This window comes from Ectothiorhodospira haloalkaliphila ATCC 51935 (assembly GCF_000633935.1).
Lineage (GTDB): Bacteria > Pseudomonadota > Gammaproteobacteria > Ectothiorhodospirales > Ectothiorhodospiraceae > Ectothiorhodospira > Ectothiorhodospira haloalkaliphila.
In genome coordinates this window covers 1,374,702-1,392,487 of the sequence record NZ_KK214998.1, presented here as the reverse complement: position 1 = coordinate 1,392,487, position 17,786 = coordinate 1,374,702, and the positions used below count along the sequence as shown (strand labels likewise).

Genomic DNA, 17,786 nt, shown 5'->3' with positions numbered 1-17,786 from the left:
TCGCCATGGCCCGTGTGCCGCTCTCCGAAAAGACGGCGGCCGGCAAGCGAAATCTGCGCATGGCCCCGCCCAGTGGCGCCCGCGAGCGCTACGTGGCGGCCTTCATGCTGGGGCTCGCCCTGTTCTTCCCGCCCTTGCTCGTGGTCTTTGATGCGGATGGGTTTGTCCTGGGCATCCCGCTGCTGTTCGTTTATCTCTATGGGGCCTGGCTGGCCTTGATCATTCTGGTCGTGCTGATCGTGGCCCGCTCCTCCCATGAGGAACCGGGTGACCACCGACCCTACGATCCGGGACGCGAGCCGTGAACATCGGGCTGGTCATCGGTGTCTCCCTGGGGTATCTGCTGATCCTCTTCGGGATTGCCTACTGGGGCGACAAGCGCTCGGATCAGGGGCGCAGCGTCATCAACAGCCCCTATGTCTACGCCCTCTCCATCGCCGTTTACTGCACCTCCTGGACCTTCTACGGCAGTGTCGGGCTGGCCGCCGAGAGCGGCATCCATTACCTGCCCATCTACCTGGGCCCCACCCTCATGGCGGCCCTGTTCTGGATCGTGCTGCGCAAGATGGTGCGCATCTCCAAGGTCAACCGCATCACCTCGATCGCCGATTTCGTGGCCTCCCGCTACGGCAAGAGCCAGATGCTGGGGGGGCTGGTCACCATCATTGCCCTGGTGGGTCTGGTACCGTATATCGCCCTGCAGCTCCGGGCGGTGTCCGACACCTTCAACGTGATGGTCAGCTATCCGGATACGTCGGCCTCTCAGTTGGCTCATACCGTGCCCTTCTACGCCGACACCGCCTTCTATGTGGCCCTGATCCTGGCCGTCTTCGCCATCCTCTTCGGCACCCGCCACATCGATGCCTCGGAGCACCACTCGGGCATGGTGGCCGCCATCGCCTTCGAGTCGGTGGTGAAGCTGGTGGCCTTCATACTGGCGGGCCTGGTGGTCACCTTCGTGATCTTCGGTGGCGTGGGAGATCTGTTCAGTCAGGCGGCGGCTCATCCCCAGCTGGCCGAGCTGTTCCACGTGGGAGAACTGTCCGATTACGGCAACTGGATTGCCTTCACCCTGCTGGCCATGGTGGTGGTGCTGGTCCTGCCGCGACAATTCCAGGTGGCGGTGGTGGAGAACGTGGACGAAAGCCATGTGCGCAAGGCGGCCTGGCTGTTCCCCCTGTACCTGTTCCTCATCAACCTGTTCGTGCTGCCCATCGCCTTCGCCGGCGTGCTCATGTTCGGATACGGGGAGGTGAACCCGGACAACTTCGTGCTGGCCCTGCCCCTCTCCCAGGAAATGCAGCTGCTGGCACTGATCGTGTTCCTGGGTGGTCTGTCTGCCGCCACGGCCATGATCATTGTGGAGACCGTGGCCCTGGCCACCATGCTTTGCAACGACCTGGTGATGCCGGCGCTGCTGCGCATCCGCTGGCTGGGGCTGGAGCGGCGTCGGGACCTCACCCGGCTGCTGCTGTATATCCGCCGCGGTGCCATCCTCATCGGCATCCTGCTGGGCTATGCCTATGTTCGGGTGACTGGCGACATGGTGGGCCTGGTGAGCATGGGGCTGGTGTCCTTCTGCGCCGTGGCCCAGTTCGCCCCGGCCCTGATCGGGGGCATCTTCTGGAAGGGGGCCACCCGCAAGGGTGCCCTGGCAGGCCTGTCGGCCGGGTTTGTGGTCTGGCTGTACACCCTTTTGCTGCCCTCCTTTGCCCAGGCCGGCTGGCTGCCCGCCACATTCATCACCCATGGGCCCTGGGGTATCGAACTGCTCAAGCCCTACGAGCTGTTCGGGTTGTCCGGGCTGCATCAGATCACCCATTCCCTGGTCTGGTCCATGCTGGTGAACCTGGGGGCCTACGTGACGGTCTCCCTGCTCACTCAGCAGAACACCATGGAGCGCATCCAGGCCAATCTGTTCGTGGACGTCTTCCGTCTGTCGGCCGAGCGTTATGGCATCTCCCGCTTCTGGCGCGGCACGGCCACGGTGGATGACCTGTTCGATCTGCTCAAGCGCTTCGTGGGGGAGGCCCGTGCCCGCGCGGCCTTTGAACGCTATGCTCGCGGTCGGGGCCTGGATCTGACACAGATGCGGGAAGCGGACTCCGATCTGATCCAGTTGTGCGAGCGCATGCTGGCCGGCTCCATCGGCGCCGCCTCGGCGCGGGTGATGGTCTCCAATGTGGCCAAGGGGGATGTGGTCAGCCTGGAGGAGGTGATGGAGATCCTGGACGAGGCCAGCCAGGTGATCGCCTACAGCCAGCAACTGGAAACCAAGTCACGGGAGCTGGAAACAGCCACCCGGGAGTTGCGCGCCGCCAACGAGCAACTCAAGCAACTGGATCGGATGAAGGATGATTTCATTTCCACGGTCACCCATGAACTGCGCACGCCGCTCACCTCCATCCGCTCCTTCACCGAGATCCTCTATGACAACCGGGACCTGGACCCGGACAAGCGTCAGGAATTCCTGGGCATCATCATCAGCGAGAGCGAGCGCCTCACCCGACTGATCAATCAGGTGCTGGACCTGGCCAAGCTGGAATCCGGTGCCATGCGCTGGTACATCCGCCGTTATGATCTGGTGGAAGTCCTCAGTGATGCCGCCACCGCCACGTCACAGCTCTTCAAGACCAAGGCGGTGGACCTGCATCTGGACCTGCCCGATCATCCGGTTCCCATGGACACCGACCGTGACCGGCTCATGCAGGTGATCATCAACCTGTTGTCCAATGCGGTGAAGTTCACCCCTGCCCATACGGGGCGCGTGACCCTGAGGCTCACGCTCCTGGAGGAAGGGGGCGTCAAGGTGGAGGTGGAGGACAACGGGCCCGGCATCCCCACCGAGGATCTGCCCACCCTGTTCGAGAAGTTTCGCCAGGTGGGGGATGCCCTCACCGAAAAGCCCGAGGGAACGGGCCTGGGACTGGCCATCTGCAAGAACATCATCCAGCACCTGGGCGGGCGCATCTGGGTGGATAGTCAGCAAGGCGCCGGCACCACCTTCGCCTTCAACCTGCCGCCGCTGGATGGCTCGGCGAAGGAGGATGGCAAGCCCGCTAAGCCTGAATGAGCGGCCCCATCCACCGGCTCAGGTCACGGATCTCGTCGGGGCACACACTGTGGGGCATGGGATATTCATGCCACTGCAGTGTCACCCCCATGGCGCGCAGGGCCTGGCTGGTGTGACGGCCGAAATCCGGAGGGATCACGGGATCGAAACTGCCGTGGCCCATGAAGATCGGCAGGCCGGCCGCCCGGGGGGACAGTTGCAGACCCGCCTTGGCGGCATCGGGCAGATAGGTGGACAGTCCGAAGACCGCGTCCGGGGCCGGCCCTTCCACCAGGCCGGTGAGCAGGGCCATGGCGCCCCCCTGGGAGAATCCCCCCAGCAGCACCGTGTCGTAATGACGCCTGGCCTCGGCGAGCAGGGTCTGAACAGCGGCGACCCCCTCCCCCACCTGGCCGTGATCCTCTCCCTCCCCCGGGGCCAGTTCCCGAAAGTCATACCAGGCGCGCATGGGCATGCCATTGTTGATGGTCACCCGCCGCACCGGGGCATGGGGGAAGATGAAGCGGACCGGCTTGCCGGGCGGCAACTGCATCTCGGGCACGATGGGCTCGAAGTCATGGCCATCGGCCCCCAGGCCGTGCAGCCAGATGACGCAGGTTTTCGGATTCTCGCCGGTGTCGACGATGACGGATTCAAAGGGATGTGTATTCATGGGCGCAAGGATATCCGGTTTGTCATCGCTATGGGAGCCACCACCCTCGGTGGCAGCGGCCCGGGCCGCGACTTCGGCATGACGCCACGCCGTGCTCCGTCGGGGCAAATCGGCTATCCTGAGCCCCTTTCGAATCCATCCCAAGACAGCCCATCAAGGCGTGGAGTGATCAATGTCCCAGTACAAAGGCTACTATCCCCTGGTTCGACCCCGTCGCATGCGGCGCGATGACTTCTCCCGCCGCCTGATGCAGGAGAGCATGGTCACGCCCAACGACTTCATCTACCCGGTCTTCGTCCTGGAAGGCGAGGGTCAGCGTGAACCGGTGCCATCCATGCCCGGCGTGGAGCGGCTGTCCATCGACCTGCTCATCGAAGAGGCCAAGGTGAGTGCCCGCCTGGGCATTCCGGCCATGGCCCTGTTCCCCGTGGTGCCCATGGAGAAGAAGAGCGAAGATGCTGCCGAGGCCTATAACCCCAATGGCCTGGCCCAGACCGCCGTGCGCGCCCTCAAGGACGCCGTGCCCGAGATCGGTGTGATCACCGATGTGGCCCTGGACCCCTTCACCACCCACGGCCAGGACGGGCTCATCGACGAGACCGGCTACGTGCTCAATGACGAAACCGTGGACGTGCTCACCCAGCAGGCCCTGTCCCATGCCGAGGCCGGCGCCGACGTGGTGGCCCCCTCCGACATGATGGATGGCCGCATCGGCGCCATCCGCGAGGCCCTTGAGGAAGGCGGTCATATCCACACGCGCATTCTGGCGTATTCCGCCAAGTATGCCTCCAGCTTCTACGGCCCCTTCCGCGACGCCGTGGGTTCGGCTGCCAACCTGGGCGCCGGCAACAAGTACACCTACCAGATGGACCCGCACAATTCCGACGAGGCCCTGCAGGAAGTGGCCATGGACCTGGAAGAAGGGGCCGATATGGTGATGATCAAGCCCGGCATGCCCTATCTGGACATCGTCCGCCGCGTGAAGGAGACCTTCGGGGTGCCCACGTTTGCCTATCACGTGAGCGGCGAGTACGCCATGCTCAAGGCCGCCGGTCAGAACGGCTGGATCGACGAGCGAGCCTGTGTGCTGGAGGCCCTGGCCTGCATGAAGCGTGCGGGCGCCGATGGCATCCTCACCTACTACGCCCGTCAGGCACTGGAGTGGATGGACTGATCCGCCATGCCCATGGATCATTATGCCGTCATCGGCCACCCCATCGGCCACAGCAAGTCACCGCAGATCCATACCCTGTTTGCCCGGCAAACGGGCCAGGAGATGGTCTATGAGGCGGTGCTGGCGCCGGAGGATGATTTTCCCGGCACGGTGCGCAGGCTGGTGGATGCGGGGTATCGAGGCTTCAGTGTCACCGTGCCCTTCAAGCACGAGGCCTTCGAACTGGCGGATACCCTGACCGACCGGGCCCGGCGGGCCGGTGCCGTGAACACCCTCACGGTCACCGCCGACGGGCTCGACGGGGACAATACCGATGGCCTTGGGCTGGTGGCGGATCTGAAGCGCCAGCCCACCCCTCTGGCCGGCAGCCGTATCCTGTTGCTGGGGGCCGGCGGGGCAGTGCGCGGTGTGCTGGCTCCGCTATTGGCCGAGGGCCCGGCACGGTTGCACATCGCCAATCGCACCGCCGCCAAGGCCCAGGATCTGGCTCGGGATTTTGCCGATCTGGGGCCGGTGTCCGGCAGCGGGCTGGAGGCGCTTGCCGGGGAATCCCACGATCTGATCATCAATGGCACGGCCGCCGGGCTTTCCGATGAAACCCCTCCCCTGCCTGCCGGCCTGCTGGCCCCCGGTGCCGGTTGTTATGACATGATGTATGGCGACACCCCCACCGCATTCGTGCGTTGGGGTGATGCACAGGGAGCGGCCTGGACGCGGGATGGCCTGGGCATGCTGGTGGAGCAGGCGGCGGAGGCGTTTGCCATCTGGCGCGGCCAGCGTCCACAGACTGATCCGGTCATGGAGGCCCTGCGTCCCCGTTCATGATGGGTTCATCAGGCCTGCGGTAGCCTGGCTTCCAGGCGGTTATCGACCGATATAACCGGGGCGCGTCCTTATCCTTGACGGGCAGCCCCTTGACTGAGTGTTGCGGGAGTTTTTCATGCGTCATCCATTGCTGATCATCGCCGTGGCGGCCTTGGTGGGCCTCGCCGGCTGTACCACCATCGATCCTTATACCCGTGAGGATAAAATCAGTGCGTCCACCACCGGTGCGGCCATTGGCGCGGCTGCCGGCGCCCTGGTAGGCAATCTCACCACCCGTCGCGACCGCACCAAGCGGGCCATGATCGGTGCCGGTATCGGCGCCCTGGCCGGCGCCGCTGTGGGCAACTACATGGACCGTCAGGAGCAGGAACTGCGCCGCGAACTGGATGGCACGGGCGTGAGCGTGACCCGGGTGGGCGACAATGTGGTGTTGAACATGCCGGGCAACGTTACTTTCGACGTGAACCGCGACGAGGTGAAGTCCCAGTTCTACGATGTGCTCAATTCGGTGGCCAAGGTGGCCCAGGAATTCGATCAGACCGCCCTGGAAGTGGCTGGCCACACCGACAGTACCGGTAGCGTGGAGTACAACATGGACCTGTCGGAGCGTCGCGCCCGCAGCGTGGCCCGCTATCTGCAGAGCCAGGGGGTGTCACCGGTGCGGCTGGACACCATCGGCTTCGGTCCGCATCGTCCGGTGGCGGACAATCACACGCCAGAGGGGCGCGCCCAGAACCGACGCGTGGAACTGACGTTCATCCCGCTGACCCAGTGATCTCCAGGTGCCGGTGGGGATGGAGGCGGGCGGCTGCTCGCTCAGACCTCCATCCCGTCCGGTGGCCTCCCCTGCCCCTCGTGCCTCAGCTTGAGACGCACATAATGCTCGGCCGAATAGCGCAGATGGTCCCGTTCCTCCTGGGTGAGCGGGCGCACCCGCTGTGCCGGCCTGCCCCGCCAAAGATACCCCGAATCCAGTACCTTGCCCGGTGACACCAGGCTGCCGGCGGCCAGAATCACGTCCGAGGCGATGATCGCCCCATCCATCACCACGCTACCCATACCGATCAGCACCCGGTCATGGATGTGGCAGGCGTGCAGGGTGACGTTGTGGCCCACAGTGACCTCGTTACCCACTGCCAGATCCTGACCACCAGGGGTATAGGGCCCGTCATGGGTGACATGCAGCACGCTGCCATCCTGGATGTTGCTGCATTTGCCGATACGGATGCGGTTCACGTCCCCGCGCAGCACGCTCATGGGCCACACGGAACTGTCTGCACCCAGGGTGACATCCCCCACGATCAGGGCACTGTCGTCCACCCAGGCGGACGGGGCGATCTTCGGTGTATGACCTTCAAAGCTTCGGATCATGAGAGGGCTCCTGTCGCGGGGCTTGAACAGTTCACTTCATGGTCACCAGCTCCTCCGCGCTGGTGGGATGCAGGGCCACTGTATCATCCAGATCACGCTTGGTGGCCCCCATGCGCACGGCCACGGCGAACCCCTGCAGCATCTCGTCGGCGTCCGGGCCAATGATGTGTACGCCCACCACCTTCTCCTGTGCCCCCACGGTGACCAGCTTCATGGCGGTGGCCACCTTATGGGGGGTCATGGCGTGGTACATGGAGGTGAAGCGGGTGGAATACACCTTCACCGCCTCCCCGTGGGCCGCCCTCGCCTCTTCCTCCGTGAGGCCCACGGTGCCGATGGGAGGATGGCTGAAGATCACCGAGGGGATGGTCTCATAGCTCAGGTGCCGATCCGTCTGGCCCCCGAAGAGCCGATCCGCCAGGCGTCGACCAGCGGCGATGGCCACCGGCGTCAGCGGGGCCCGCCCCGTCACGTCACCGATGGCATAAACACCCTCTACCGAGGTGTTCTGGTAGAGATCCGTGGGGATATACCCCTGATCGTCGGGTTGAATGCCGGTATTGTGCAGATCCAGATCGTTCGTGGCCGGTGTCCGGCCAGTGGCCCAGATCACCTGATCGAAGACCCCGCGGCACTCCCCCTGGTCGCAGAACAGTTCCACGCTGTCCGGGTGGGCGATGAGTCGCCCCACCTGTGTGCTGGGGAACAGGTTCACCCCATCGGCCAGCATCTGCTCCATGAGCGTGTCGCGCAACATGGGGTCAAAGGAGCGCAGCAGAGTCTGGCGGCGCAGGTACATGGACACCTCGGAACCCAGGGCGCGCAGCATGCCCGCCAGTTCCACGGCGATGTACCCTGCCCCGATGACGGCCACGCGCCGCGGCTGACTCTTGAGCTGGAAAAATCCATCGGAGGTGATGCCCAGTTCGGCCCCCGGGATGTCCGGCACGCTGGGCTGACCGCCCACGGCGATCACCACATGATCCGCGCTCACCCGCCGGCCATCCACCTCCAGGGTGTGGGCGTCCACGAAACGGGCGCGGCCAGGGATCTCGTCCACACCCGAGTCCGCAAGATAGGTGTGATACCAGGTGTTGATACCCTCGATATAGGCATCCCGGGCACCCACCAGTTCGCTCCAGTCAAAGCCCTCCCGGGCCAGCTTGAAGCCGTAGCCCGGGGCGTCATCCAGCCGATGGGCCATGTCGGCGGCATACCACATCACCTTCTTGGGCACGCAGCCCACGTTCACGCAGGTGCCTCCCAGCGGCCCTGATTCCACCACGGCGCAGAGGGCCCCGTAACGGGCCGCGCGCTCCACCACGGACAGGCCGCCGCTACCGGCGCCGATGGCAATCAGATCGTAATGGTCATTCATGGGGGACTCCCTTGCAGCGAAAACAGGCAGAGGATTTCTCTCTGTCCCATCTTAACAGCCTGATCGACGATCATCGGATACGGACCAAAGGTCTAAAATAGGGAAAAGGCCCTAACCCGTGAGCCGGAATCCCCATGAAAGTTCTGGAGGATGCGACCATCCTGGCGCGGATGATCTCCGGCCCGATTGAGCAGGTGGCCACCACCCTCAAGGACATCGCGCAAGGGGAGGGCGATCTCACGCGCCGCCTGGCTGAGGGGGGAAAGAATGAGCTTGGAGACCTGGCGGGGGCCTTCAACGCCTTCGTGGACAGGATCCACCAGATGGTGAAGCAGATCGCAGGGGCCTCCCTGGAGGCCATCACCGGCTCCATTGGCAACATCAATGACATGAACACTCAGATCGCCAGCGCGGCCGAGGAGCAGTCGAGCGTATCCGAGGAGATCAACCGTAATATCTCCAATATCGCCCAGTCCGTGGATCAGACCGCCTCCGGGGCCGGTCAGATCGCCGGAGCCAGCGACGAACTGGCCCGGTTGGCGGCGGAGCTACAGGTGCTGGTGGGGCGATTCAAGGTGTAAGCCATCCAGGCCTGGCGTATCCGCGGGTCCACCGGCGTTCCGGACAGGATCGAAGGTCACACCAGGGAGAGTACGTGTTCAGTCAAGGGTTGAACAGAATGCGCCCGTATCGCTCGGCAAATACTGTATTTCATTGCATTCATGCCAAGTTATACAGACTCGGTATAGCACCGACTGCGTGGGTGCCTTCAATCATTGGGGCTGAGTTGGGCGTACCTTTTCGGGATGGATTGCTCTTTGAGTCAGTGGGTTGTGGGGTCGGTTCGGATGCTGGGTGTGCGTTTCGCGGCAGGTAAGGCGGGTTGCCAGGGCGTGCTATGCGGAATCTGTCTTTCCTGGGGAAGGCCGATTCCGTCTAAGATCTGTCATGTTTCTTGACAGCACCTGTTAACCGGTGCTATTGGTAGCACCAAATCGTTGGCTAGGTAATCACTATGCAAGTGAAATTTTCCGAGGATGTCATTCCTCTATCAGACCTGAAGATCAATCCCGGCAAGGTGGTTGGTCGAGCGCAGGATACGCATCGCCCGATCCTGCTTACCAGTCGTGGCCGTGGTGTGGCTGTTGTGCAGGGGCTCGAGGATTATGAGAGAACTGCCGAGGAATTGCGGTTTGTAAAGGCGGTAGCGCAGGGGCTTATGGATGTTCGCGAGGGCAACACCGTATCGTTGGAGGACGCCAGAAAATCTTTGGGTATCAAGTAAATGGAATTACACATCGCACAATCTGCTCTTGAGGACTTACAGGCTATTCAGGGCTATTACAAAGAGCAGGATGTGCCACACATCGGTGATGGCTTCGTGGCTGCTATCCTGGAGCACTGTGGAATGCTTCAAATTCACCCTGATGCTGGCCGAGTTGTTCCTGAATTCAACATGGATCATATTCGCGAATTGATTCACGCGCCGTTTCGAGTTGTCTATCTCAGGCAGGCAAAAGAGGTTGTGCTCATACGAATCTGGCGTAGTGAGAGGCAGCTCGAATTACCAGCAAACGAAACATAACCAAGCCATGCACCGGATGCCAAACCCTCCGCTTCGCTGCGGTTTTGTCACCGGTGATGGCCAGCGTTATAAATTCGTCTAGCCATGATGCTCTGGCTGTACTAATCTGTATTACAGATCACTACACTGGGAGTGGGCATCATGGGCGTCACGAGTATTCGAATTTCTGACGACTTGGAAAAACCCTTGGAGGTTCTTTCCAAAAAGCTTGATAGGAGCAGGAATTATATTATAAATCAAGCGATTAAAGAATTTCTTGCGAGGCAGTCCCTGGAGGATTCAAGGTGGCAGGATACCCTCGAAGCGCTTGAATCCATCAAGGCAGGTAAATCCATTGATGAAGAGGATGTGAATGCTTGGCTGAATAGCTGGGGCACCAATAATCGAAAATCGCCACCTAAATCATGAAAATAAGGTACTCGCCGGAGTCGGTCGATGATCTCTGCAGAATGGTGGAATTTGTAGAGGTTAAGAATCCGTTCGCAGCCCGTCGAGTTGCGATAGATCTACAAGAAGGTATCGATAAGCTGAAGCAGTTTCCAAAAATTGGTCTGCCCGTTTTGAAAGCATCCGACCCGGAGTTAATACGCGATCTTTATATAAGCAGCTATACGGTACGTTACCTTATCGCCGATGAGATGATCTACATATTAAGGATCTGGCACAACAAAGAGAATGAAAAGAATTTATAATAAAGCGTTTCACACGGACAAATTATTCGCTGCGCTCGTTATTGGCTGGTGAGTGCAGCATTATCGCGTTTTACGCTCGTCCGGCGCGTCGTCCAGGCCTGGCACCGGGTCACGACGAATGCGCCGCACCAGCCGCGGCAGGAAGAGGGCCATGGCCAGCAGACCGATGGCGATCAGTACGGCCTGGACGGTGCGCTCGCCACCGGCGATTGCCTGCGCGCCGGCATGGCCGATCCACACGTACGCCAGTGCTCCGGGGATCATGCAGACCAGCGTGGCCGCTACGTAATGCAGCAAGGGGATTCGGGTCAGGCCGAGCGCGTAGTTGAGCAGATTGAAGGGGAACAGCGGGACCAAGCGGGTAAAGGCCACGAAGCGCCACCCCTCCCGTTCCACGCCCACGATCACGCGCTTGACCATGCCGCCTGCCTTTCCGGCCACCCAGTCGGAGGCGGCGTGGCGTGCGACCAGGAATGCCAGGGTGGCTCCGAGGGTGGCGCCCCCCAGGGCGTAGATCAGCCCGAGCACCGGGCCGAATAGGGCACCGGCCGTCACGGTAAAGATCCAGGCCGGCAGGAACGCCACGGCGGCCAGGGCGTAAGCAACCATGAACACCACGGGTGCCCAGGCACCGAACTGGTCCAGTTGCTGGCGTACCGACTCCACGCTGAGGGCATCCCGGTAAAGCACGCCCAGGGTCACCACGGCCGCAATGAACGCCAGCAGGACCCCGCGTACCAGCCATTGCCGATTCAGGTCATTCATCATGGGTGCGATGCTCCCGTTCCCGGTTGTTGTGGCCCAGTATCCAACGGGGCCGGCGCATTGCCTATCCGTAATAGCCACAGCGCTGCGCTGGCAGTCCGCGATTCCCTGTGCCCATGAGGTCACGGACGGAAACTGAAGGTTCCATGATGCATCTAACCAAGGCGGAGATGCTCCATGCAGGAATCTCTTCTTTCCTGCCGCACCGAGGTGATATCGATGATGGGAGACTGGGTGATGGCGCAGGAATCAATCATTGGAGTGGGGTTTCTCTCTCACGGTCATCGCATCAATCGCCGTGCGGAGCATTCATCGTGACGGGGCGGGCGCTGGCCGTGATCGTGCCGGTCCTGAACGAAGCCGCCAATCTGCCGTCTCTGGCGCGAAACCTGGAGGCGGCTGTGTTACGGGAGACGGAAATCCTCCTGGTGGACGGCGGCAGTCAGGATGACACGGTGGCGGTGGCCGAGGGCCATGGACTGCCGATCATCGTCTCGGCGCCCGGGCGGGCCCGTCAGATGAATGCCGGCGCAGCGGCGACCCGGGCACCCGTCCTCTTGTTCCTGCATGCCGATACCCACCTGCCCATGGGTGCCGATACTCGGGTACGTGATGCCCTGAAGGGCCAGTCCGGCTGGGGACGTTTCAACGTTCGTATTCGGGGGCGCAGCCGTGTGCTGCTCCCCCTGGTGGCCGCATTGATGAACCAACGTTCGCGTCTCACCGGGATTGCCACGGGGGATCAGGCCCTGTTCATGCGGCGTGAACTCTTCGATTCGGTGGGGGGCTTTCCGGATCAGCCCTTGATGGAGGACATCGAGATCAGCCGCCGACTCCGGCGGATCACGGCCCCCCGTTGTCTGCGGGCGCGGGTGAGCACCTCGGGACGACGTTGGGAACAGCATGGGGCGTGGCGCACCATCCTGCTCATGTGGCACCTGCGTTGGTTGTACTGGCGTGGCACGTCGGCCCACATCCTTGCACAGCGCTACAACGGCCAGGGATGAGGATGAAATCCCCATGACCCCTGAAACGCATGTCCTGATCTTCGCCAAGGCGCCCCGTGCTGGCCTGGCCAAGACCCGTCTCATCCCGGCGCTGGGCCCCCGGGGTGCGGCGGCACTGGCCGAGCGTCTTTTGCACCATGCCCTCCACGAGGCCCTGGGCGCGGACCTTGGCCCGGTGACTCTCTTGAGAACCCCTGATGAGGCCGATGCCTGGAGCGGCATACCGCTGCCCGCACGCCTGGCCACCGCCCCCCAGGGAGACGGCGATCTGGGCGCGCGTCTCGCCCGGGGTGCCGCACCATTGCTGGCTCGCGAACAACGGGTGATCGTCATGGGCACTGACTGTCCCGGGCTTACCCGGAATCGTTTGCGTGCCATGGCACTGGCCCTGACCAGCCATGATGCCGTCATCACCCCGGTGGCCGATGGCGGATATGCGGCGCTGGCATTGAGTCGTTTTCACTCAACCGTCTTCGAGGGGATCGACTGGAGTACGCCCCGGGTGGCCCAACAGACCCGCGAACGCATTCACGCATTGGGCTGGTCTCTGAGTGAGCAACCCCCATTGTGGGATATCGATGAACCCGATGATCTGCGCCATCTCCCGGAACACTGGGAAGAATGCACGACTTGACGGCCGCATGGCCGGTGCCAAAGGAGGTTCCATGAGCGCCATTGTGCAAAACATGCAATCCACCACTTTCCCGGCCATCCGGCGGGGCCGGCTGGAAACCCTGCAGGTCAACGTGGGTTATGTCTGTAACCTGACCTGCTTTCATTGCCACGTGAATGCGGGGCCCAATCGCCGGGAGAAGATGGATCGCGCCACCGCCGATCTGGTGCTGGATTATCTTCGCGGTGCCGGGATTCGCACCCTGGACCTCACCGGCGGGGCGCCGGAATTGAATCCTCAGTTTCACTACCTGGTGGAGCAGGCGCGGGGGATGGGTGTGCATGTGATGGACCGTTGCAACCTCACGGTGCTGGAGCAGCCGGGGCAGGGCGATCTGGCGGCGTTTCTGGCAGCCCACCAGGTGGAGGTGGTGGCCTCCCTGCCTTGCTACACCCCGGATAATGTGGACGCCCAGCGCGGAGACGGTGTCTTCGAGCAGAGCCTGGCGGGCCTGCGGCAACTGAACGCCATGGGCTACGGGCAACCCGGCAGCGAGCTGGTGCTCAACCTGGTCTATAACCCGCTGGGTCCTGATCTGCCGCCTCCGCAGGCGCAGCTGGAAGCCGACTACAAGGCCCATCTGGCCCGGGAATACGGCATCGTGTTCAACGGCTTGTTTGCCATCACCAACATGCCCATTCACCGTTTTGCCAAGCAGCTTCGCAAGAGCGGTCAGTACGAGGCCTACATGACGCTGCTCAAGGATGCCTATCGGGCAGAGAACCTGGAAAGCGTCATGTGCCGCACCCTGCTCAGCGTCGACTGGCAGGGCTATGTGTATGATTGCGATTTCAATCAGATGCTGCGCCTTCCCCTGGGGGCGGGTACACAGCAGCGTACCCATCTGCGGGACTTGATCCACCGGGATCTGGAGGGGGCGCCCATCACGGTTGCTGATCATTGCTACGGTTGCACGGCCGGCCAGGGCTCCAGTTGCGGCGGGGCGGTCACATGAAGTGGATCATGGGGCTGCAACTGACACCTTGAAAGCGTTACCCTTGACCACCCAGCCTTGAATAGGCAACCCCAGCATGGACAGAAACCGCTTACGCGAGCGTGCTCAGGCCATTCTGCGCGACAACGCGTGGAAGGATATGGATCTGGCCATCGAGCGGGGCGAAGTGGACCTGGATCGTCTGCTGGAAGAATTGCACATCTACCATGCGGAGCTCGTCCTGCAGAACGAGTCTCTGGTCGAGGGGGAAAAGGTCACCCAGCGCGCCCTGGCGCGCTTCAATCGCTTTTATCAGGGCCTCCCGCAGCCCACTTTCGTGATTGATCATCGAGGCGAAGTAAGAGAGGCCAATGGCGCGGCGATGGCGGCGCTGGCCCTGGACCAGAAACTGTTCCAGCATCTGGCAATCCCCTCGCATCACTCGGCACTGCAAGCGGCTCTGGGCGAGGCTGCCCGCGAGGGGGGTGCTGAACTCCGTGAGATTCCCCTGCGCGGTGCCAACGGGCAGCGCATGATCGCCGACCTCAAGCTCATCCGCATTCCCGATACCTACGATGGGGCCACGGAGTTCATCTGCAGTGTTGTGGACCAGACTGCCGCTGTGAATCAGCGGCACGCCCTGGAGGCCCTGAACCAGCAACTGCGTGAAGAGCAGGAGCGCTATCGGATCCTGGCGCAGTTCTCGCCGGACTGGGACTACTGGTTGGGTGAGGACAACCGATTCCGCTACGTGTCCCCTGCCTGCGAACAGATCACCGGCTACGCCGCAGAGGCGTTTCTGGATGATGCGGGCCTCATGTTGCGCATCATCCATCCGGATGATCGAGCGGTCTATGAGGGGCATGTGCACGCGGGCAGTCATGAGGACCAGGCACTGCTGCACTTCCGCATCATCACGCAATCCGGCGATGTCCGCTGGATCGAGCACGACTGCCGCTCTGTGTGGGATGCGTCGGGTCGCTATCGGGGGCACCGCGGAACCAACCGGGATATTACCGCACGCCATCACGCGGAGGCGGCGCTGCAGCGCAATGAGGCGGCCCTCACCCAGCTGCTGGACACCGTGCCTGAGATCTCGATTCAGGGGTATCGGCCCGACGGGACGGTGACCTACTGGAACTTCGCCAGTGAGCGTCTCTATGGCTATTCCGCTGAAGAAGCTCTGGGCGCAAACCTTGCGGATCTGATCATTCCCCTGGAGGATCGCGAGGCTTTTTTCCACCGCATGCGGGACGTGCGCGAAGGGGAGCAGCTGCCCGCGTCGGAGATGCTGATCCTTCGGCATCGAGACGGGCACGCTCTCAAGGTCCTTACCTGCCATGTGGTGGTGCGACATGCCGAGGATAACCTGAGCCTCTACGCCATGGATGTGGACCTCACGGCGCGACTCAGGGATCAGGAGCGTTTATGGGAGGCGGTGCAGGGCGGTAACGTGGGCCTGTTCGAATGGCGTCCGAATGGGGAGGTTTTTCTATCGCCTGAACTCAAGGCACAGCTGGGCTACCGGGATCATGAGATGGAGGATGACCTGGAAGCCTGGCGGTCGTTGATCCACCCCGATGAGCGCGATGAGGGCATTCGCCAATTCGAGCAGTACACGCGACAACCGCAAGGGCGATTCCGCTTCGAAGTACGCATGCGCCATCAGACGGGTCAGTGGCGATGGATACTGCATCAGGCCTCTCCCGTCTATGGTGCAGAGGGCAATCTGCGCAAGATACTGGGGTCCACCCTGGACATCACCGAGCGCAAGCTGGTCGAGGAGCAAAGCAAGCGACTGGCCTATGCGGTGGAGCAAAGCCCCGGCGTCGTGGTGCTCACCGACACGGATGGCGTGATCGAGTACGTGAACCAGCGTTTTTGTGACATTACGGGTTTCGCCCGCGAGGAGGTGCTGGGGCAGCAGCCCGGCATGCTGCGTTACGGCGAAAAAAACGTCGAGCAGTGCGAAGAGCTCTGGGCAACGATCCGCAGTGGTGAAACCTGGGAGGGCGAGTTCAATAATCGCACCCGCTCGGGCGAGCCGTACTGGGAGCAGGCCCGGATTTCACCGATCCGCAATGCCTGTGGGGAGGTGACGCATTACATCAAGCTGGCGGAGGACATCTCGGACAAGCGCGCCCTGACCCAGCGCCTGGAGTATCTGGCCTTCCATGATCCGCTGACCGGCTTGCCCAATCGCAGCGTCATGCTGGACAGGATCGATCGGGCGATCGCCCAGGCTCGACGGGATCAGCAGACTGTGGCCGTGGTGTTCATCGACCTGGACGATTTCAAGGTGGTCAACGACTCACTGGGCCATGCCCAAGGCGATCAACTGCTGATCCACATCGCGCAACGTCTACGCACCCTGTTGCGCGAGGAAGATACGGTGGCCCGCTTCGGCGGCGATGAATTCATCCTGCTGCTGTCCAGCCTCACGCATGTGGAGGACGTGATCCCCGTGATCGAAAAGCTCCAGGCGAGTCTGAATCAGCCGGTGTCGCTGCCATCCCAGCAAGTTTCCATCACCGTGAGTATCGGTATTGCTGTCTACCCCGGCGACAGTGATTGCCCCGAGGAGCTGGTACGTCATGCCGACGCGGCCATGTATCGCGCCAAGGCCGAAGGTCGCCGCTGCTACCATTTCTACATCCCGGAAATGGACGCGGCGCTACAGGAACGCATGGAACTGGACCAGGCCATGCGGCTTGCGTTGGAGCAGGACCAATTTCATCTGGTGTATCAGCCCCGGGTGGAACTGGTCAGTGGACGTGCGCTCAGCCTGGAGGCCCTGGTGCGCTGGCGCCACCCCCAACGGGGCATGATCTCACCGGGTCGTTTCATTCCCCTGGCGGAGGAGACCGGCTTCATCCTCTCGCTGGGGCCGGCAATCCTGCGACAGGCCTGCGAGCAGATTCGCGACTGGAAGGCCCGGGGTGTCCCGACGGTGCCCGTGGCGGTCAACCTGTCAGCGCGCGAGTTCCGGGAACCCGGCGTTGTCGAGCGCATCCTCACCGTCTTGGCCGAAACCGGCCTGGACGCTGGCGACCTGGAAATCGAGATTACCGAGAGCGCGGCCATGAGCTCCATTGACCAGACCATACGTACCCTGACCGAGCTGCATGGTCATGGGATCCGCATTTCCATTGACGACTTCGGCACTGCGTACTCTTCCCTGAACTATCTCAAGCGCCTGCCGGTGCATGCCATCAAGATCGATCGATCCTTCGTCTTCGAGATGGAGGAGGACCCTGCCAACCATCCCGAGGATGCCGCCATCATCCGCGCCATCATCGGACTGGGCGAGACCCTGGGCCTGAAGGTCATCGCCGAGGGCATTGAAAACACGGTGCAACGGGACTTCCTGCTGGATCATGGCTGCGTGCAGGGACAAGGCTATCTGTTCAGCCGACCCATGCCGGCCGAGGAAGTGGAGCACATGTTGTTGCATTCAAAGCCCCTGGATCCTGACGATTCCTGAGTCGTCATCTTCCGATGCAGGGAAATTCGACCGAGAGCTGCGCGACCAGACAAAGCGGTTTGAACAGCATCCAGAGCTGGGCCGCAAAGGGCGGCCGGGCTTTGCTACACTTGGCCACCGACTGCCACTGACCCAATATGCGTCGATACCCGTGAACACCGAGACCGCATCAT

The 17,786-nt window shown here is 62.3% G+C and carries 18 protein-coding genes and 2 pseudogenes; 16 read left to right on the top strand and 4 right to left on the bottom strand.

The annotated features are described in order from the left end of the window. Window positions 1-5: 5 nt before the first annotated feature. Together ECTHA_RS18465 and ECTHA_RS18460 are read left to right on the top strand one after the other, a co-directional pair. Complete coding sequence (locus tag ECTHA_RS18465) at window positions 6-305, top strand: hypothetical protein (protein ID WP_203225289.1); 300 nt, start codon at window positions 6-8, stop codon at window positions 303-305. Further along, window positions 302-3,073 (top strand): ATP-binding protein, encoded by a 2,772-nt coding sequence (locus ECTHA_RS18460; protein WP_035369641.1) that lies wholly within the window; start codon window positions 302-304, stop codon window positions 3,071-3,073. The genes ECTHA_RS18465 and ECTHA_RS18460 overlap by 4 nt, the downstream gene beginning before the upstream one ends. On the opposite strand, the gene ECTHA_RS0114325 is transcribed toward ECTHA_RS18460, so the two are convergent. Further along, window positions 3,060-3,833 (bottom strand): alpha/beta hydrolase, encoded by a 774-nt coding sequence (locus tag ECTHA_RS0114325; protein WP_238625255.1) that lies wholly within the window; start codon window positions 3,831-3,833, stop codon window positions 3,060-3,062. The two genes, ECTHA_RS18460 and ECTHA_RS0114325, sit on opposite strands and share 14 nt — an antisense overlap. 64 nt (window positions 3,834-3,897) lie before the next feature. On the opposite strand from ECTHA_RS0114325, the gene hemB reads away from it, so the two are divergent. The 3 genes from hemB (at window position 3,898) to ECTHA_RS0114310 (ending at window position 6,499) form a co-directional block, all read left to right on the top strand. Next, entirely contained in the window at window positions 3,898-4,899 is a 1,002-nt protein-coding gene (hemB, locus tag ECTHA_RS0114320; protein ID WP_025280187.1) for a porphobilinogen synthase, read from the top strand. Window positions 4,900-4,911: 12 nt separating this feature from the next. Beyond that, a complete protein-coding gene (aroE, locus tag ECTHA_RS0114315; protein WP_025280188.1) occupies window positions 4,912-5,724 on the top strand; it encodes a shikimate dehydrogenase in 813 nt (270 codons plus the stop codon). A gap of 115 nt (window positions 5,725-5,839) precedes the next feature. Beyond that, a complete protein-coding gene (locus tag ECTHA_RS0114310) occupies window positions 5,840-6,499 on the top strand; it encodes a YiaD family glycine zipper/OmpA-like lipoprotein (RefSeq protein ID WP_025280189.1) in 660 nt (219 codons plus the stop codon). A 41-nt stretch (window positions 6,500-6,540) separates the two neighbouring features. Here the strand turns inward: ECTHA_RS0114310 and ECTHA_RS0114305 are convergent, their stop codons facing one another. Continuing rightward, window positions 6,541-7,095: a gamma carbonic anhydrase family protein gene (locus ECTHA_RS0114305; RefSeq protein WP_026623833.1), complete on the bottom strand. Its 555-nt coding sequence runs from the start codon at window positions 7,093-7,095 to the stop codon at window positions 6,541-6,543. Window positions 7,096-7,126: 31 nt separating this feature from the next. Continuing rightward, the gene (gene gorA / locus ECTHA_RS0114300) at window positions 7,127-8,473 is read right to left on the bottom strand and encodes a glutathione-disulfide reductase (protein ID WP_025280293.1); all 1,347 of its coding nucleotides are present in this window, start codon (window positions 8,471-8,473) and stop codon (window positions 7,127-7,129) included. 134 nt (window positions 8,474-8,607) lie between these two features. Between gorA and ECTHA_RS20755 the strand changes: the two are divergent. The 6 genes and pseudogenes from ECTHA_RS20755 to ECTHA_RS0114280 all read left to right on the top strand — a co-directional run. Beyond that, a pseudogene (locus ECTHA_RS20755) lies at window positions 8,608-8,784 on the top strand (HAMP domain-containing protein); the annotation flags it as partial. Beyond that, a pseudogene (locus tag ECTHA_RS20750) lies at window positions 8,785-9,054 on the top strand (methyl-accepting chemotaxis protein); the annotation flags it as partial. A 434-nt stretch (window positions 9,055-9,488) separates the two neighbouring features. Continuing rightward, window positions 9,489-9,758: a type II toxin-antitoxin system Phd/YefM family antitoxin gene (locus ECTHA_RS0114290; RefSeq protein ID WP_025280291.1), complete on the top strand. Its 270-nt coding sequence runs from the start codon at window positions 9,489-9,491 to the stop codon at window positions 9,756-9,758. Beyond that, window positions 9,759-10,058, top strand: a complete 300-nt coding sequence (locus ECTHA_RS19625) for a type II toxin-antitoxin system RelE/ParE family toxin (RefSeq protein WP_025280290.1) — start codon at window positions 9,759-9,761, stop codon at window positions 10,056-10,058. It abuts the gene before it with no gap. 141 nt (window positions 10,059-10,199) lie between these two features. Beyond that, window positions 10,200-10,466: a CopG family ribbon-helix-helix protein gene (locus ECTHA_RS19620; RefSeq protein WP_084307025.1), complete on the top strand. Its 267-nt coding sequence runs from the start codon at window positions 10,200-10,202 to the stop codon at window positions 10,464-10,466. Beyond that, the gene (locus tag ECTHA_RS0114280) at window positions 10,463-10,750 is read left to right on the top strand and encodes a type II toxin-antitoxin system RelE/ParE family toxin (RefSeq protein ID WP_025280260.1); all 288 of its coding nucleotides are present in this window, start codon (window positions 10,463-10,465) and stop codon (window positions 10,748-10,750) included. The genes ECTHA_RS19620 and ECTHA_RS0114280 overlap by 4 nt, the downstream gene beginning before the upstream one ends. A gap of 60 nt (window positions 10,751-10,810) precedes the next feature. Here the strand turns inward: ECTHA_RS0114280 and ECTHA_RS0114275 are convergent, their stop codons facing one another. After that, window positions 10,811-11,518, bottom strand: coding sequence for a TVP38/TMEM64 family protein (locus ECTHA_RS0114275; RefSeq protein ID WP_238625263.1), 708 nt, complete (start codon window positions 11,516-11,518; stop codon window positions 10,811-10,813). 174 nt (window positions 11,519-11,692) lie between these two features. Here ECTHA_RS0114275 and ECTHA_RS20435 point away from each other — a divergent pair, with 174 nt between their 5' ends. From ECTHA_RS20435 to ECTHA_RS19120, 5 genes are all read left to right on the top strand, one after another. Next, complete coding sequence (locus ECTHA_RS20435; RefSeq protein WP_156946844.1) at window positions 11,693-11,833, top strand: hypothetical protein; 141 nt, start codon at window positions 11,693-11,695, stop codon at window positions 11,831-11,833. After that, window positions 11,830-12,522, top strand: coding sequence for a TIGR04283 family arsenosugar biosynthesis glycosyltransferase (locus ECTHA_RS0114265; protein ID WP_025280262.1), 693 nt, complete (start codon window positions 11,830-11,832; stop codon window positions 12,520-12,522). Before ECTHA_RS20435 ends, ECTHA_RS0114265 begins: the two co-directional genes overlap by 4 nt. A 13-nt stretch (window positions 12,523-12,535) precedes the next feature. Next, on the top strand, window positions 12,536-13,156 hold the full coding sequence (locus ECTHA_RS0114260; RefSeq protein ID WP_025280263.1) for a TIGR04282 family arsenosugar biosynthesis glycosyltransferase: 621 nt from the start codon (window positions 12,536-12,538) through the stop codon (window positions 13,154-13,156). 31 nt (window positions 13,157-13,187) lie between these two features. Next, the gene (gene arsS / locus ECTHA_RS0114255; protein ID WP_025280264.1) at window positions 13,188-14,150 is read left to right on the top strand and encodes an arsenosugar biosynthesis radical SAM (seleno)protein ArsS; all 963 of its coding nucleotides are present in this window, start codon (window positions 13,188-13,190) and stop codon (window positions 14,148-14,150) included. A 76-nt stretch (window positions 14,151-14,226) separates the two neighbouring features. Further along, a complete protein-coding gene (locus tag ECTHA_RS19120) occupies window positions 14,227-17,613 on the top strand; it encodes a sensor domain-containing protein (protein ID WP_025280265.1) in 3,387 nt (1,128 codons plus the stop codon). Window positions 17,614-17,786: the final 173 nt, after the last annotated feature.